We start from the raw sequence: 15,315 nt of genomic DNA on the forward strand, positions 1-15,315 counted from the left end.
GTCAATTTACCGCTTATATTGGATAGATTCACGTTAGTATCTATCGCTAAAATAGATGGATAGAACGCCCACCAATGACAGGAACAGGCCGATGAACCCCTCTCTGGAACAACTCAAGGCGCTGCTGGCGGCGGCACAAACCGGCTCCTTCTCGGCGGCGGCGCGCAAGCTGGGCAAGGCGCAGTCGGTGGTCAGCACTGCCATCGCCAACCTGGAGATTGATCTCGGGCTGGAGCTGTTCGATCGCACCGGCCGCTATCCCGTGTTGACCGAGGCGGGGGCCCGCATCAGCCAGGAGGCCGGTATACTGCTGGCCCAGAGTGAGCGGCTGCAGGCGATTGCCGGGGAGCTGGCCACCGGCATCGAATCCCGGCTCACCCTGGCCATCGACGACGACTCCCATCTTCCCTGGCTCGGCTCTTTGCTGGAGGAGTTCGCCACCCGTTACCCGACGGTGGAGCTGGAGCTGCTGTTCCCGCTGATGGAGGACGTGACCGAACTGCTCAAGAGCGGCCGCGCCCAGCTTGGCATCAGCTACCAGAAGGAGCAGCCGGAGCGGGAGATAGTCGCGCGCTCCCTCGGGGTCGTCAGCATGCCGCTGGTGGTCTCCCCGGATCACCCGCTGGCCCACAAGGCGCCGCTGCGGGAGAGCGACCTGCAAGGGGCTCGCCAGCTGATGGTGACGGGACGACGGGAGGGGACGGAGCGCCATCGCTTCCGCCTCTCGTCCCAGGTGTGGTGGGTCGAGGGGGATCTGGGCATCCTGGAGCTGGTAAAACTGGGGTTGGGCTGGTCGGCCGTCCCCGATTTCTTGCTGCATCGGCCCCTGGCCAGGGGGGAGGTGGTGATACTGACCCCCGACTTTCTCTCAAGCCAGGAGCTGGGGTTGGAGTTGCAGTGGCATCGCGCCCGCCCGCTGGGGCTGGCGGGGCGCTGGCTGAAAGAGGCACTGCTGGCGCGGGTGCCTCGTTAGCGATCGGCATCCGCCGATCGGGGATCAGTCGATCAGGGGATAGGGCAGGGGCTGCAGGCCGAGGCTGGAGCCTTCGTCCTGCTTGAGACGGAACTGGGCGTCGGCCTCGGTATCCTTGGGCAGCACGGCGGTGAGCCACAGCTGTCCCTCCTGCTGCCAGGCGTTGAGCACCATGCCACTGCGGCGCCAGTTGTCACCGAGGCGGATCTCCAGGGGATCGCCGCTGGCGACGGGGGCATTGGCTTGCCCGGCCAGCACGAACAGGGCGCGGTTGTTGGCGCCGCGATACTTGGCGCGGGCCACGATCTCCTGCCCCATGTAGCAGCCCTTGGTGAAGCTGATGCCATCCAGCGCCTGCAGGTTCAACATCTGGGGAATGTATTCCCCCTGATGCACCGCCTCCATATGCGGCATGCCCGCCTTGATCTCCAGCCCCCACCAGAGTGACTCGTTGCCGGCCGGCAAGTCGATGGCGGGGGGCTGCTCACTCACCAGCAGCCAGCGATCCGCCTCGACCCGCACCGCCATGCCGCCTTCGATCAGCGCCGTCTGTGACAAGCCAAAACGCGTCGCAACCCAGCCGTCCGTGCCCTGACCGGCCACCCCGACCGCCTGACCGTGGTTCTCGCCGATCTCGACCTTGGCGAACACCGCAAACTTCTTGAGCTCCGGCAGCTGGTGCACCAGCACCGAGGGCTTGGTCAGCAGCAGCAGGCGATCCTCCAGGCAGAGCAGGCGAAAATCGCTCCACAACTTGCCCTTGGGATCGCAATGACCTCCCAGGCTGCTCTGGCCCGGTAGCAGCGCATTGACGTCACAGGTGACCTGGCCTTGCAGATACTTGGCGCGGTCCTGACCGGTGAGGCTGGTGATGGCGAGGTCCGTCAGGGGGAAAAGGGTTGGCTCGGCAGGAAAAACAGGGGTCGGCAGGCTCACGATGGTATTCCAGAGACAGAAAGTATGTGACCTGCATGGTAAAGACGTAAGGAATGTTTGTCAGCCGGAAAATCCAGCTGCTACCATTCCCGCGTCTTTGTAAGGAGAGTTCCATGTTGAGCCCAATTGAAAAGTCCCGCCTGAAATGGGCCTGCCGTCGCGGCATGCTCGAGCTGGATGTGATCTTTATGCCTTTTCTTGAACACGAGTTCGACAGCCTGAGCGACGAGCAGCAGCAGACCTTCATCCGCCTGCTGGCGTGCGAGGATCCGGATTTGTTCCGCTGGAGCATGGGCCACGGCGTGCCGGAAGATCCCGCCTTCGCCGCCATGATCCCGCTGATCCTGGAACGTAACCAGGCCCGTCACGACAATCTGCGCTAATGCTTCGCACCTGACGCGCACCCAGGGCCATCATGACTGACGGCGCAGCTTCCCGGACGCGGGTTCAGATGCCCGTTATCGTCTCCCGCCAGCAACTTTGCCTGCTGTGCCTCCTGTTTCTGTTGCTGCTCTGGCCTACCGCCAGCCTGATCCAGGGCTGGCAGTGGGGGCTGTTTCTGCCTTGCTGGCTGACGGGCCTCTGGCTTGCCTGGCGTCGTGTCATGCTCATTCGCGGTGAGCTGATCTGGGATGGCGAATGGCTGGAATGGCAGGGGAAGCGTTACCGGCTGGGTTCCCGCAGCCGCATCCTGCCCGGCGTGCTCTGGCTACAACTGCAGGGGGAGGGGCCAAGGCTCCAGCTCTGGCTCTTCTCCGATGCGCTGGCGCCGGCACACTACCGCCTGCTGGCCCGCGCCATCCACCTCGCGCCGCCCCGCTGACCACATTGTTCCGTCGCCCACAAACAGAAGACCCCGCCACGGCGGGGTCTTCTGTTTGTGGTTATCGGGCGATCATTCCCGATCCGGGGTCAGCCTCCTTGTCTTGGAGTCCGGAGGGTCATTCCCGATCCGGGGTCAGTCTCCTTGTCTTGGAGTCCGGCGGGTCATTCCCGATCCGGGGTCAGGCTCCTTGTCTTGGAGTCCGGCTGGTCATTCCCGATCCGGGGTCAGCACCGTTGGCTTGGAGTCCGGCTGCAGGTCCGGATAGTCCAGATTGTAGTGCAGGCCCCGAGACTCCTTGCGCTGCAGGGCGCAGTTGACGATGAGCTCGGCCACTTGCAACAGGTTGCGCAGCTCCAGCAGGTTGTTGGAGACCCGGAAGTTCGCGTAGTACTCCTGCACCTCCTGCTTGAGCAGGTCGATGCGGCGCTTGGCGCGGGCGAGACGCTTGTTGGTGCGCACTATCCCCACGTAGTCCCACATCATCAGCCGCAGTTCGTGCCAGTTGTGCTGGATCACTACCTGCTCGTCCGAGTCGTCTACCTGGCTCTCGTCCCAGGCTGGCAGCTTGGGCGGCTCCACGCTCATGGGCAGCTTGGCCAGAATGTCGGCCCCCGCCTGATGGGCGTAGACCACGCATTCCAGCAGCGAGTTGGACGCCATGCGGTTGGCGCCGTGCAGGCCGGTATAGGTCACCTCGCCGATGGCGTAGAGACCGGGAATATCGGTCTGACCGTTGTTGTCGATCATCACGCCACCACAGGTGTAGTGGGCCGCCGGCACGATGGGCATGGCCTCCTTGGTGATGTCGATGCCGACCGCGAGGCAGCGCTCAAAGATGGTCGGGAAGTGTTTGATGATGAAGTCCGCCGGCTTGTGGCTGATGTCCAGATACATGCAGTCGGCGCCGAGGCGTTTCATCTCGTGGTCGATGGCGCGCGCGACTATGTCCCGCGGTGCCAGCTCGGCCCGCTCGTCGAAATCGGGCATGAAGCGGCTGCCGTCGGGGCGGCGCAGATAGGCGCCCTCACCGCGCAGTGCCTCGGTAAGCAGGAAGTTGGGATCGTCGGGGTGGAACAGGCTGGTGGGGTGAAACTGGTTGAACTCCAGGTTTGCCACCCGACAGCCGGCGCGCCAGGCCATGGCGATGCCATCGCCGGAACTCACGTCCGGGTTGGAGGTGTATTGATACACCTTGGAGGCGCCGCCGGTGGCCAGTGCCACGAAGCGGGCGCGGATCACCTCGACCTGTTCGACGTTGCGGTTCCAGACGTAGGCGCCGAGCACCTTGTTGCCTGGCAGGTTCAGCTTGCGGGTGGTGATGAGATCCACCGCGTTGAAGCGCTCCATCAGCCGGATGTTGGGGTGGGCCCGCACCTGATCGATCAGGGTGAGCTGCACCGCCTTGCCGGTGGCATCGGCCGCGTGGAAGATGCGGCGATGGCTGTGACCCCCTTCCCGGGTCAGGTGGTAGTGGGATTCGCCCTCGGCATCCTCTTCCTGATCGAAGGGGACCCCTTGCTGGATCAGCCACTGGATGGATCCACGGGCGTTGCGGGCGGTGAACTCCACCACGGCCGGGTCACATAACCCGGCGCCGGCGTTGAGCGTATCGCTCACGTGGGATTCGATGCTGTCGGTCTCGTCGAACACGGCAGCGATGCCTCCTTGCGCATAGAAAGTGGCCCCCTCACTGATGGGCCCCTTGCTCAGAACCAGGACTTTGGCCTGGTCCGCCAATCGCAATGCGAGGGACAGACCGGCGGCACCGCTGCCAATGATCAGTACGTCGCAAAGGTATTCAACACTTGCTTTCATAAGTATCATTGGCCTGGATTAAGAACTGGCCCCATGGTAGCCCAAGGGGGGTTGTGATGCAGCTCGCATCACATTTTTTTCAATGCAAGCGAACTTTCTCTGATTCCTCCTGTCTGAACTTGTGCGCTTAGAAAGGGCCGGAAAAGAAGAACGATAACCTGATGGGGGTTTTACGGCTCTGATGAGCGACCAGAATCTACTGGACGAACAGCTGGTTGAACGGGTCCAGCGTGGCGATAAAAATGCATTCAACCTGCTGGTAAAAAAATACCAGCATAAGGTGGTCAACCTGGTGGCCAGGTATGTCAACAATCCGGGCGATGTACCGGATGTGGCGCAGGAGGCCTTTATCAAGGCTTACCGTGCGTTACCGACATTCCGTGGCGAGAGCGCGTTTTACACCTGGTTGTACCGGATCGCCGTCAACACGGCCAAAAATTACCTGACCTCACAGGGGCGCAGACCGCCCAGCAGTGATGTCGAAGCAGATGAGGCTGAATACTATGGTGGGGGCGAAGCCTTGCAAGAGGTGGCTACCCCGGAAAACCTGGCGCTGACCGACGAGATCAAGCGTACCGTGTTTACCGCCATAGAAGCCTTGCCTGAAGACTTGAGAACAGCGATCACCCTTCGTGAAATGGAAGGGCTGAGCTACGAAGAGATTGCGGAGATCATGGATTGCCCTGTGGGTACGGTGAGATCCCGCATCTTCCGGGCGAGGGAAGCAATCGACAAAAAGCTGCAACCTCTGATCGAGAATTAAAACTGGGGAAAGACAGGCAAACTTATGGCAAATAAAGAGCAACTTTCAGCCCTGATGGATGGCGACCTGAGCGATGTTGAGGTACTGAATGAGTTGGGAATGGATCCGGCTCTGCAGGATACCTGGGCTCGTTACCATCTGATCGGTGATGCCATGCGGGGCGACCTGTCGGTCAATCTGCAACTGGATCTCAGTGACAGCATCATGCTGGCGCTGGAAGACGAACCAACAGTGCTGGCTCCCAAGCCGGTACAACCCACAGCGCCGCAGGTTCACACCACCGGCAAGGTGCTGCCGTTGATCCGCCGCTTCGGCCAACAGATGGGGCAGTACGCCATCGCCGCCTCGGTCGCCGCCGCCGTCATCTTCGGTGTGCAGCAGTATCAGGGTCAGGACGGTATGCCGGTCAATCCTGTGCTCAATACCATACCGGTGGGCGGCAGTGCCACCCCGGTGAGCGTGCATTATCCGCAAGATGGCAACCGCGCCACCACTCGCCAGCAAGGGTTGAGTGAGCAGCAGATGCAAGAGCAGCGCGAGCGGATCAATGCCTTCTTGCGAGATCACCAATTGCAACAACGTCTGCTGCAAGACAAGCAGATCCAGGAATAACGCATTTTTAGGGATCAGATCGTGCGCCAGTCCAGCCGTGTCCTGCTGGCCTCTCTCCTGCTAATTTGTGCCAAGGCCTCGGCCGACGATCTGTCGGCCGAGGCCTTGTTGCAGCAGATGCAGAGTGCCGTTTCACATCAAAATTTCGAGTTATCCATGGTCAAGGCCCGTCAGGGGCGCCTCGAGCCCATCCGCTTCAGTCACGGAGTGATAGATGGCAAGGAGATCGCTCATCTGAGCTATCTCGATGGCAAGACGGTGGAATACCTGCAACGCCAGAACGAATACACCTTCTTCGAAAATACCCATGAACCCTATACGCTCAAGGGCGCCCGTTTCCCCGGTGTCTGGTCGAGCCTGGTGAAGATGCCGTTGCCGAGGGTGCTGGAGAGCTATGACCCCGTGCTGGCTGGCCGCAGCCGGGTCGCCGGTCTGGTGGCCCAGGTGGTGAGGCTGGTGCCCAAAGAAGCGGACAAATACGGCTTCGTGCTCTGGGTTGATGAGCAGAGCCATCTCTTGCTGCGGGTTGACATGGTGGATCGGGAAGGCAACCTGGTGGAACAGGTGCTGGGCGTGGATCTGGACAGGCAATCGACCCCGGCTCCCTGGCTGGTGACCCTGGCCAACAGCAAGTTGCCCGAGGCGCTGGCGTTGGAAGACGCCTATCCCACGCCCCAGCAGACCCTGAGCTGGCACCTGACCTGGTTGCCGGTTGGATTCAAGGTACTCTCTCAGGATCGGCACCAGCTTGTCAGCACCAGCCAGCCGGTGGACTACATGATGCTCTCCGATGGCCTGGTGGATCTCTCAGTCTATGTCTCCCGAGTCGATCCCAAGCAGGCGGTGCGCCAGCAGTTGATACGCCAGGGCGCCACCTCGCTGGTGAGTTATGTCAACGAGGTCGGGGTGGAGATCACCGTAGTAGGTGAGGTCCCGGCCGAGACCGCAAAACGCATCGCCGAATCGGTGCAGCCGCTGGCTCGCAACGAGGCGGTGCAATAAAGTTCCCTCCGAGATACACCTATTTGGCTTGCCGCGGCGGAATGGGCGTGTTCAGATTGGATAAATCCACTGCTGTTAGTCTGGAGCCGTCAGGTGAGTAACATGAGCGAAGAGCTGGCGACCGTGGTCGCCATCGAGGGGACCCATGCCTGGGTGGAGTGCGAACGGCGCTCCGCCTGCAGTGGCTGCCATCAGCAGTCCAACTGCGGTACCGGCACTGTCGCCAAGGCCTTCCCCATGAAATCGCAGCGACTGCGGGTTGCCCTCACCGGTGAGGTGAATGTTGGCCAGCAGATCCGCCTCGGCATTCCCCAGGCGAGCATATTGCGCGGTGCGGCGCTGGTGTATGTGCTGCCGCTGTTCTGCCTGCTGCTCGGTGCCATTTTGGGTCAGCTCTGGCTGGCACCGCTGTTGTCGGCGGGGGAAGGGGTAACCATTCTCAGTTGCCTGCTCGGTGGCACCCTGGGTTTTTTACTGGTTCGTTACTTTTCCGCAAGGCTAGAGCAAGGGGAATATGGTCCTCGCATGCTCGGTGTGGTCCTCAGTACCCGCCACCTCTCCTGACACTGGCCAGATTCGATTTCTGGCTCTTTCATGCTCGGCGTGGCGCTCTATGCCAGCCAGCACGCGTGATTGGTAAGGTGCTATTTCTGGTGCCCGTCGACTAAAGATTGGCCGTCGACCGGGTTATCCAGTAAAATCCTGCCCTCATATCCGACCCTAACTTAATTTTGAGTGATTCTTGCTCGATGAAATACATTCGTAACTTTTCGATTATTGCGCACATCGACCACGGTAAATCGACCCTGTCGGACCGTCTGATCCAGACTTGCGGCGGCCTGTCCTCCCGCGAGATGCAGGCTCAGGTGCTTGACTCCATGGATCTGGAGCGCGAGCGCGGCATTACCATCAAAGCACAGAGTGTGACCCTGAACTACCAGGCACAAGACGGTAACACCTACCAGCTGAACTTTATCGACACCCCCGGCCACGTGGATTTCTCCTACGAAGTCTCCCGCTCATTGGCGGCCTGTGAAGGGGCGCTGCTGGTGGTGGATGCCGGTCAGGGGGTTGAGGCACAGACTCTGGCCAACTGCTACACCGCCATGGAGATGGAGCTGGAAGTAGTGCCAATCCTGAACAAGATCGATCTGCCGGCTGCCGAACCCGAGCGGGTCGCCGAAGAGATCGAAGACATCGTCGGTATCGATGCCATGGAGGCGGTGCGCTGCTCCGCCAAGACCGGCCTGGGTGTCGATCTGGTACTCGAAGAGATAGTGGCCCGCATTCCGGCGCCGGTCGGTGATCCCGATGCACCGCTGCAGGCGCTGATCATCGACTCCTGGTTCGACTCCTATCTCGGCGTCGTCTCCCTGGTGCGCATCAAGAACGGTTCGCTCAAGAAGAACGACAAGATCAAGGTGATGAGCACCGGTCAGGTGTGGGGTGTCGATCGCATCGGTATCTTCACGCCCAAGCAGGTGGATACCCAGGGCCTGGGTTGTGGCGAGGTAGGTTGGGTCGTCTGCGGCATCAAGGACATCCACGGCGCGCCTGTGGGCGATACCCTGACGCAAGCCAAGAATGGTGCCGACAAGGTGCTGGCGGGCTTCAAGAAGGTCAAGCCGCAGGTGTATGCGGGCCTGTTCCCCATCTCCAGCGACGACTACGAGTCCTTCCGTGACGCGCTGGACAAGCTGTCCCTGAACGATGCCTCCCTGTTCTTCGAGCCGGAAAGCTCCACCGCGTTGGGCTTCGGCTTCCGTTGTGGCTTCCTCGGCATGCTGCACATGGAGATCATCCAGGAGCGCCTGGAGCGGGAATACGATCTGGATCTGATCACCACGGCGCCGACCGTAGTGTATGAAATCGAGCTCAACGACGGCTCGACCATCCACATCGACAGCCCGTCCGCCATGCCTCCGGTAAACAACATCAAGGAGATGCGCGAGCCCATCGCCGAGTGCAACATCCTGCTGCCGCAGGAGTACATGGGCAACGTCATCACCCTCTGTATCGAGAAGCGTGGCGTGCAGACCAACATGGTCTACCACGGCAAGCAGGTGGCGCTGACCTACGAGATCCCGATGGCGGAAGTGGTGCTCGATTTCTTCGACCGCCTGAAATCTACCAGTCGCGGCTACGCCTCCCTGGATTACGGCTTCAAGCGCTTCGAGACCTCCGACATGGTGCGCCTCGACATCATGATCAACGGCGAGCGCGTCGATGCCCTGGCCATCATCACCCACAAGGAGAACGCTCAGTATCGCGGTCGCCAGGTGGTGGAGAAGATGCGTGAGCTGATCCCGCGCCAGATGTTCGACATCGCGATTCAGGCGTCTATCGGCAACCAGATCATCGCCCGCAGCACCGTCAAGGCCCTGCGCAAAGACGTGACCGCCAAGTGTTACGGTGGTGACGTGAGCCGGAAGAAGAAGCTGTTGAACAAGCAGAAAGAAGGCAAGAAGCGGATGAAGTCTGTCGGCCGTGTCGACGTGCCGCAAGAGGCCTTCCTCGCTATCCTCCACGTTGGCAAGGACTAACTAGATGGCAAGCACCTTTTCCCTGATCCTGGCGATTGTCACCGTCCTGACCGGCATCATCTGGACCGTTGACAAGCTGGTCTGGTCCAAGCAACGGGCGGCCAAGATTGCGGCGGCCCGCGCCAATGCCGGCCCGAATGTCGACGAGAAGACGCTGGCCAGTGTGGCCCCCATGCCGGTCTGGATCGAACAGACTGGCGGGGTCTTCCCGGTCATCGCGCTGGTGCTGATCCTGCGTTCCTTCATCTTCGAGCCGTTCCAGATACCGTCGGGTTCCATGATGCCGACCCTGCTGGTGGGTGACTTCATCCTGGTGGAGAAGTTCGCCTACGGTCTCAAGGATCCCGTGACCAACACCCAGTTCCTCGAGACAGGCAAGCCTGTTCGCGGCGATGTGGTGGTGTTCAAGTATCCGCTGGATACCCGGGTGGACTACATCAAGCGGGTGGTCGGCATGCCGGGAGACAGGGTCATCTATCGCAACAAGGAGCTGATGATCCGGCCCAAGTGCGAGGAGCAGGCAGGGAAAACGTGCCCGGGCTTCAAGAAGCTCGACGTCAAGTTTGAACAACGGGGCGAGTTCAGCCAGATGGGGATCCCGCTGGATCGCTACACCGAACAGCTCGGCAACGTCCCTCACGAAACCTTGCGCAATCCCCTGATGCCGGATCTGGTGGATCGTTACTACCGCCAGCCGGGCACCTACCCGGATGAGTGGGTGGTGCCGGAAGGCCACTATTTCGTGATGGGCGACAACCGCGACAACAGCACCGACAGCCGGTTCTGGGGCTTTGTGCCCGAGCAGAATCTGGTGGGCAAGGCCGTTGCCATCTGGATCAGCTTCGAATTTGAGCGCGAGGAAGGTTCCAGCTTGCCAAGCTGGGTGCCGACTGGCGTGCGCTTCAACCGCATCGGCGGAATACAGTAAATGAATATCAAGATGAACAGACTGCAGTCCCGTCTCGGGCATGTCTTTCAGGATCAGGAACGACTGACCCGGGCCTTGACGCACCGCAGCGCCGGCTCCCGTCACAACGAGCGACTGGAATTTCTGGGTGACTCCATCCTGAGTCTGGTGATTGCCGACGAACTCTTCCATCGCTTCCCGCAAGCGGCGGAAGGGGATCTCAGCCGGATGCGCGCCACCCTGGTGCGCGAGAAGACCCTGGCCGAGCTCGGCCGGGAATTTGACCTCGGCGATCATCTGATCCTGGGACCGGGCGAGCTGAAAAGCGGCGGATTCCGCCGCGAGTCGATCCTGGCCGACACGGTCGAGGCGGTGATCGGCGCCGTCTATCTGGATACCAATCTGGAGACGGTGCGGACCCTGTTGCTGAGCTGGTACGCCAGCCGCCTGGACGAGATCAAGCCAGGCATAGAGCAGAAGGACCCCAAGACCCGGCTACAGGAAATTTTGCAGGGAACCCGCAAATCCCTGCCGACCTACACAGTGACCAACGTCAAGGGCGAAGCCCACAACCAGGAGTTTACCGTCCAGTGTGAGGTAGATGGTCTGGCGGGTCCGCTGGTCGGGGTCGGCACCAGCCGTCGCAAGGCCGAACAGGCCGCGGCGCAGCAAGCATTGGAAAGACTGTCATGACTGCTATTGATGCAAGAGGCCACGGTCTTTCAACACAACAGGCATTGGAAAAACTGTCATGACAGATACGACTTATTGCGGCTTTGTCGCCATCGTGGGCCGCCCCAACGTGGGCAAGTCCACCCTGCTCAACAAGCTGCTCGGCCAGAAGGTCAGCATCACCTCGAAGAAGCCCCAGACCACCCGTCACCGGATCTTGGGGATCGACACCGAGGACAACTATCAAACCATCTTTGTGGATACCCCGGGTCTGCACATCGAGGAGAAGCGGGCCATCAACCGATTGATGAACCGCGCCGCCACCAGTTCGCTGGGGGACGTGGCCATGGTGGTATTCATGGTCGACGGTACCCACTGGACCAAGGATGACGAGATGGTGCTCGGCAAGCTGCGCCATCTGCCCTGCCCCGTGGTGCTGGCGGTCAACAAGGTAGACAACGTCAAGGACAAGGAAGACCTGCTGCCGCACCTGGAGTGGCTGGGTCAGCAGATGAAGTTCTCCCACATCCTGCCCATCAGTGCCGAGAAGGGCACCAACGTGGAGAAGATCCGCGAGTGGGCCAAGGATCTGCTGCCGGAAAACAACCACTTCTTCCCGGAAGATTACGTGACCGACCGCTCGTCGCGCTTCATGGCCTCCGAGATCATCCGCGAGAAGCTGATGCGCTTCACCGGTGAGGAGCTGCCTTACTCGGTGACGGTGGAGATCGAACGCTTCAAGGTCGAAGAAAACGGTCTCTACCACATCCACGGCCTGATCCTGGTTGAACGTGAAGGCCAGAAGAAGATGGTCATCGGCAACAAGGGTGAGAAGATCAAGACCATAGGCACCGAGGCGCGCCTCGACATGGAACGGTTGTTCCAGAACAAGGTGCACCTGGAGCTGTGGGTCAAGGTCAAATCGGGCTGGGCCGATGACGAGCGCGCCCTGCGCAGTCTCGGCTATGGCGATGACTAAGTGGCGCTGAGCGATTGCTGAGTCCGGCTTTCGTCATCCACAGTCGGCCCTATCGGGAGACCAGTCAGCTGGTCGAGGTATTCACCCAGGATAGTGGCCGCTTTACCCTGGTGGCTCGCGGTTCTCGCGGGCCACGCTCCCCTCTGAAGGGGCTGCTGCAACCCTTCACCCTGCTCACCCTGAGTTGGCGCGGCAAGGGGGATCTCAAGAACCTCGCCCAGGTCGAATGCCCGGATCACTCCCTGCGTCTCGGCGGCGATCGACTGTTTTACGGCCTCTACCTGAACGAACTGGTCTACTACCTGCTCGAAGCTCACACTCCCTTCCCCGAGGTGTTCGACGCCTATGCCCGCGCCCTGATGGCGCTGGCAGATGGCGAGACCCCGGAGCTTCCCCTGCGTCGCTTCGAGTTCCTGCTGTTGCAGGCCCTCGGCTACGCGGTGGATTTCGAATACGCCGCCGACGACGAGTCCCCGATCCAGCCAGCCCTGCTGTATGGCTTCGAGCGCGAACTCGGCTTTGTTGCTTGCGAGCGGGCGCCGGATCCCCGTACCCTGTTCCTCGGTGCCCACCTGCTGGCCTTCGCCGAGGGGCGTTTCGACAGCCCTCCCTTGCTGCAGGCGGCCAAGCGTTTCAGCCGGCTGGCGCTGCAACCCTATCTGGGGAAACGCCAGCTAAAGAGCCGGGAGCTGTTTTTAAAGCGTAAGGCGAGTGCATGAGGCTAGTATCGGCTGGCGCTGCAACCTCTCATGTTTCGGGAAACGCCAGTTGAAGAGTCGTGAGCTGTTTCTGAAACGCAGAGGCAGTGTTTCAGGCTGAATTAGATGAATTTAGTGATCTTTTATGTATATAAAATGATCACTTAAAGAATATAACACTGCCATCTGCGTGCAAATATTGACAGGTGGCGGCCCATGGACAGACAAGGCTGGCGCACTCGCCAACCCGCAGTGAACAGATGACCTGTATCAAGGAGTAAGCAATGAGCGAGATCTACCTGGGTGTGAACATCGACCATATCGCCACCCTGCGCAATGCCCGCGGCACCCAGTACCCGGATCCGGTACAGGCCGCCTTCGTGGCCGAGCAGGCCGGTGCCGATGGCATCACGATTCACCTGCGGGAAGATCGCCGTCACATCACCGACCGCGATGTTGAGGTCCTGCGCCAGACCATCCAGACCAGGATGAACCTGGAGATGGCGGTGACCGAGGAGATGATCGGCATCGCCCAGCGCATCCAGCCCCAGTTCGTCTGCCTGGTGCCGGAGAAACGCACCGAGGTGACCACAGAGGGTGGCCTGGACGTGGCCGGGCAGCTCGACAAGATCACCGATGCGGTGACCCGCCTCGCCACCGTCGGCGCTCAGGTGTCGCTGTTTATCGACGCCGATCCGCTGCAGATCGACGCCGCCGCCGCGAGTGGCGCCCCCTTCATCGAGATCCACACCGGCCGTTACGCCGATGCCACCACGGATGCGGAGCGCAACGCCGAGTTCAAGCGCATCGCCGCCGGTGCCTCCTATGCCGCCGGCAAGGGGCTGAAAGTGAACGCCGGCCACGGCCTGCACTATCACAACGTCAAGGCCATCGCCGCCATCCCCGAGCTCTATGAGCTCAACATCGGCCACGCCATCATAGGTCGCGCCGCCTTCGACGGCCTGGCCAAGGCGGTCAGCGACATGCGTCTGCTGATGCAGGAAGCCCGCCAGGGGATCTGATGCCGGATTATCGGGATCGCACGAACAAGGGACGCCACGGCGTCCCTTGTTGTTTTTCAGTGCAGGAATTCAGTGGGCCGGGAAGTAACGTTCCAGCAGTGCCATCAAGATGGCCTGGCTCTCGGCATCCGGCTCGCCATTGACCAGGGCGGGGCGAAAGTGGAGCTGGAAGGCGCGCAGCACGGCGCGGCTCTGCTCATCCCAGAGGCCGCTGGGGGCAATGCCATAGCCGTAGCGGGCGAGCCCCTGCTGCCACTGGAGGGCATCCCAGGCGGGTAGAGGGGCTTGTTGCAGGGTCGCGACCCTGGCCTCGTCCGGCCAGGCACCGACGCCGTACGTCAGGGCCAGCTCGCGCCAGGGGAAGAGTGGGCCGGGATCCTGCTTGCGTTCGGGGGCGACGTCGCTGTGCCCCAGCACCTGGGTTGGCGGTATCCGGTAGCGCTGGACCAGCTCCCGACTGAGGGCACCGACGGCGGCGATCTGGGCGGGGGTATAGGGTTGCCAGTGGCGAAGGTGAACGGGGAGATCGGCCTCCTGCTCGTCGTAGCCCAGGTTGACTATCTCGATGCCGAGCGAGCTGGCGTTGAGCCCCGCATACTGCTGCCAGCGGCTGCGGCCTGCGTGCCAGGCGCGCTGGCTGTCGGGCACCAGCTGATAGACGGGGAGCGGGCGTTGTTCGGTGTCGCGCGGGACCAGGTAGTGGGCACTCACCTTGTGCTCGGGCTCGGTCAGCAGACGCAGGGAGTGGGCGTCGTCCTCATCCGTGTAGTGCAGGATCAGGAAGGCGATGCGCTCATTCTGGTTGGCGCTGACATGGCGGGTATCGAAGCGGTAGGGGGCGGGCTCGGGCGCGGGCTGACAGGCGGTCAGCAGCAGAACAAGAAGACAGAGCGACCAGCACCGCTCACCGGCCATCCTGATGCGGGCTGACGGTGAGTGGCGCTGGTCCATGGCTTAGGCGCGGTGCCTATGTCAAGCGCGATGCTTGGCGGTGAGGCCAATGAGGAAGTTGCGCAGGATCTGATCCCCGCAATCCTGGTAGTGCTTGTGATCCTTGGAGCGGAACAGGGCACTGAGCTCGGACTTGGACAGGTTGAAGTTGGCGAGCTTCAGGGTGCTGAGCATGTCTTCTTCCTTGTAGTCCAGGCCGATCCGCAGCTTGCGCAGGATCAGGTTGTTGTTGATCCGGTTCGGGACCACCTGGGCGGGGGCGCCTTCTTTCACACCGCGGCGGGCGATGATGAAGCCGTCGAGGAACTGGCTCAGGGCGGCGTCGGGGCAGGCGACAAAGCCCGCTTCCTGCTCTTCCCCTTCCTCGGCGCCCTTGAGCAACCAGCTGTGCAGTTGGGCGTGATCGACGGTCAGGTTGCCCTTGGCAAACATATCGACCATCTGGTCGTTGCTGATGGTGAGGGCGTAGCGCAGACGGCGCAGAATATCGTTATTCGTCATGTTGACTCCTGTGGAAACGGCGCGATTTTACCATCTGCCGAGCTTACCGCCATAAAAAGCGGCTGCTTTGCCCGATCCCTGGTGGATGCCGCCCGCGCCGATGGGCCGCTCATCC

The 15,315-nt window shown here is 61.3% G+C and carries 17 protein-coding genes; 13 read left to right on the forward strand and 4 right to left on the reverse strand.

The window, feature by feature from the left end; genetic code table 11:
* Nucleotides 1–91 precede the first annotated feature (91 nt).
* Complete coding sequence (locus tag MM194_RS03460) at nucleotides 92–973, forward strand: LysR family transcriptional regulator (protein ID WP_033128858.1); 882 nt, start codon at nucleotides 92–94, stop codon at nucleotides 971–973.
* A 24-nt stretch (nucleotides 974–997) separates the two neighbouring features.
* Here the strand turns inward: MM194_RS03460 and ygfZ are convergent, their stop codons facing one another.
* Nucleotides 998–1,909 (reverse strand): tRNA-modifying protein YgfZ, encoded by a 912-nt coding sequence (gene ygfZ / locus MM194_RS03465; protein WP_241342661.1) that lies wholly within the window; start codon nucleotides 1,907–1,909, stop codon nucleotides 998–1,000.
* A 113-nt stretch (nucleotides 1,910–2,022) separates the two neighbouring features.
* Here ygfZ and MM194_RS03470 point away from each other — a divergent pair, with 113 nt between their 5' ends.
* Both MM194_RS03470 and MM194_RS03475 read left to right on the forward strand, forming a co-directional pair.
* Nucleotides 2,023–2,292, forward strand: a complete 270-nt coding sequence (locus MM194_RS03470; protein ID WP_033128856.1) for a succinate dehydrogenase assembly factor 2 — start codon at nucleotides 2,023–2,025, stop codon at nucleotides 2,290–2,292.
* Between the two features lie 68 nt (nucleotides 2,293–2,360).
* Entirely contained in the window at nucleotides 2,361–2,732 is a 372-nt protein-coding gene (locus MM194_RS03475; RefSeq protein WP_033128855.1) for a protein YgfX, read from the forward strand.
* A 210-nt stretch (nucleotides 2,733–2,942) separates the two neighbouring features.
* On the opposite strand, the gene nadB is transcribed toward MM194_RS03475, so the two are convergent.
* Nucleotides 2,943–4,550: an L-aspartate oxidase gene (gene nadB / locus MM194_RS03480; RefSeq protein ID WP_241342662.1), complete on the reverse strand. Its 1,608-nt coding sequence runs from the start codon at nucleotides 4,548–4,550 to the stop codon at nucleotides 2,943–2,945.
* Between the two features lie 181 nt (nucleotides 4,551–4,731).
* Here nadB and rpoE point away from each other — a divergent pair, with 181 nt between their 5' ends.
* The 10 genes from rpoE to pdxJ all read left to right on the forward strand — a co-directional run bounded on the left by rpoE (nucleotide 4,732) and on the right by pdxJ (nucleotide 13,748).
* Nucleotides 4,732–5,313, forward strand: coding sequence for an RNA polymerase sigma factor RpoE (rpoE, locus tag MM194_RS03485; protein WP_033128853.1), 582 nt, complete (start codon nucleotides 4,732–4,734; stop codon nucleotides 5,311–5,313).
* 24 nt (nucleotides 5,314–5,337) lie between these two features.
* Nucleotides 5,338–5,925, forward strand: coding sequence for an RseA family anti-sigma factor (locus tag MM194_RS03490; protein WP_241342663.1), 588 nt, complete (start codon nucleotides 5,338–5,340; stop codon nucleotides 5,923–5,925).
* Between the two features lie 21 nt (nucleotides 5,926–5,946).
* Entirely contained in the window at nucleotides 5,947–6,927 is a 981-nt protein-coding gene (locus tag MM194_RS03495; protein ID WP_033128851.1) for a MucB/RseB C-terminal domain-containing protein, read from the forward strand.
* Between the two features lie 102 nt (nucleotides 6,928–7,029).
* Nucleotides 7,030–7,491 carry a SoxR reducing system RseC family protein gene (locus tag MM194_RS03500; protein ID WP_241342665.1) on the forward strand — a complete coding sequence of 154 codons (462 nt, stop codon included), beginning with the start codon at nucleotides 7,030–7,032 and terminating at the stop codon, nucleotides 7,489–7,491.
* A 185-nt stretch (nucleotides 7,492–7,676) separates the two neighbouring features.
* A complete protein-coding gene (lepA, locus tag MM194_RS03505) occupies nucleotides 7,677–9,470 on the forward strand; it encodes a translation elongation factor 4 (protein WP_241342666.1) in 1,794 nt (597 codons plus the stop codon).
* Nucleotides 9,471–9,474: 4 nt separating this feature from the next.
* Nucleotides 9,475–10,398, forward strand: a complete 924-nt coding sequence (gene lepB / locus MM194_RS03510) for a signal peptidase I (RefSeq protein ID WP_241342668.1) — start codon at nucleotides 9,475–9,477, stop codon at nucleotides 10,396–10,398.
* Nucleotides 10,399–11,070, forward strand: coding sequence for a ribonuclease III (rnc, locus tag MM194_RS03515; protein ID WP_033128848.1), 672 nt, complete (start codon nucleotides 10,399–10,401; stop codon nucleotides 11,068–11,070).
* A 58-nt stretch (nucleotides 11,071–11,128) separates the two neighbouring features.
* Nucleotides 11,129–12,028, forward strand: coding sequence for a GTPase Era (gene era, locus MM194_RS03520; protein ID WP_033128847.1), 900 nt, complete (start codon nucleotides 11,129–11,131; stop codon nucleotides 12,026–12,028).
* A 14-nt stretch (nucleotides 12,029–12,042) separates the two neighbouring features.
* Nucleotides 12,043–12,747, forward strand: a complete 705-nt coding sequence (gene recO, locus MM194_RS03525) for a DNA repair protein RecO (protein WP_241342669.1) — start codon at nucleotides 12,043–12,045, stop codon at nucleotides 12,745–12,747.
* A 263-nt stretch (nucleotides 12,748–13,010) separates the two neighbouring features.
* On the forward strand, nucleotides 13,011–13,748 hold the full coding sequence (pdxJ, locus tag MM194_RS03530; protein WP_033128845.1) for a pyridoxine 5'-phosphate synthase: 738 nt from the start codon (nucleotides 13,011–13,013) through the stop codon (nucleotides 13,746–13,748).
* A 69-nt stretch (nucleotides 13,749–13,817) separates the two neighbouring features.
* Here pdxJ and MM194_RS03535 read toward each other — a convergent pair whose 3' ends face one another.
* Both MM194_RS03535 and MM194_RS03540 read right to left on the reverse strand, forming a co-directional pair.
* On the reverse strand, nucleotides 13,818–14,699 hold the full coding sequence (locus MM194_RS03535; protein ID WP_241342670.1) for an N-acetylmuramoyl-L-alanine amidase: 882 nt from the start codon (nucleotides 14,697–14,699) through the stop codon (nucleotides 13,818–13,820).
* A gap of 21 nt (nucleotides 14,700–14,720) precedes the next feature.
* Nucleotides 14,721–15,200, reverse strand: coding sequence for a DUF1456 family protein (locus MM194_RS03540; protein ID WP_033128843.1), 480 nt, complete (start codon nucleotides 15,198–15,200; stop codon nucleotides 14,721–14,723).
* Between the last annotated feature and the right edge of the window lie 115 nt (nucleotides 15,201–15,315).

Source organism: Aeromonas sp. MR16 (assembly GCF_022549315.1).
Classification (GTDB): domain Bacteria; phylum Pseudomonadota; class Gammaproteobacteria; order Enterobacterales; family Aeromonadaceae; genus Aeromonas; species Aeromonas aquatica.

What these genes read in the sequence shown, in the direction of transcription:
- MM194_RS03540 (WP_033128843.1), bottom strand. Translation starts at nt 15,200, where the DNA reads ATGACGAATAACGATATTCTGCGCCGTCTGCGCTACGCCCTCACCATC.
- MM194_RS03470 (WP_033128856.1), top strand. Translation starts at nt 2,023, where the DNA reads ATGTTGAGCCCAATTGAAAAGTCCCGCCTGAAATGGGCCTGCCGTCGC.
- rnc (WP_033128848.1), top strand. Translation starts at nt 10,399, where the DNA reads ATGAATATCAAGATGAACAGACTGCAGTCCCGTCTCGGGCATGTCTTT.
- MM194_RS03460 (WP_033128858.1), top strand. Translation starts at nt 92, where the DNA reads ATGAACCCCTCTCTGGAACAACTCAAGGCGCTGCTGGCGGCGGCACAA.
- pdxJ (WP_033128845.1), top strand. Translation starts at nt 13,011, where the DNA reads ATGAGCGAGATCTACCTGGGTGTGAACATCGACCATATCGCCACCCTG.
- MM194_RS03475 (WP_033128855.1), top strand. Translation starts at nt 2,361, where the DNA reads ATGCCCGTTATCGTCTCCCGCCAGCAACTTTGCCTGCTGTGCCTCCTG.
- era (WP_033128847.1), top strand. Translation starts at nt 11,129, where the DNA reads ATGACAGATACGACTTATTGCGGCTTTGTCGCCATCGTGGGCCGCCCC.
- MM194_RS03500 (WP_241342665.1), top strand. Translation starts at nt 7,030, where the DNA reads ATGAGCGAAGAGCTGGCGACCGTGGTCGCCATCGAGGGGACCCATGCC.
- nadB (WP_241342662.1), bottom strand. Translation starts at nt 4,550, where the DNA reads ATGAAAGCAAGTGTTGAATACCTTTGCGACGTACTGATCATTGGCAGC.
- MM194_RS03535 (WP_241342670.1), bottom strand. Translation starts at nt 14,699, where the DNA reads ATGGACCAGCGCCACTCACCGTCAGCCCGCATCAGGATGGCCGGTGAG.
- MM194_RS03490 (WP_241342663.1), top strand. Translation starts at nt 5,338, where the DNA reads ATGGCAAATAAAGAGCAACTTTCAGCCCTGATGGATGGCGACCTGAGC.
- lepB (WP_241342668.1), top strand. Translation starts at nt 9,475, where the DNA reads ATGGCAAGCACCTTTTCCCTGATCCTGGCGATTGTCACCGTCCTGACC.
- lepA (WP_241342666.1), top strand. Translation starts at nt 7,677, where the DNA reads ATGAAATACATTCGTAACTTTTCGATTATTGCGCACATCGACCACGGT.
- rpoE (WP_033128853.1), top strand. Translation starts at nt 4,732, where the DNA reads ATGAGCGACCAGAATCTACTGGACGAACAGCTGGTTGAACGGGTCCAG.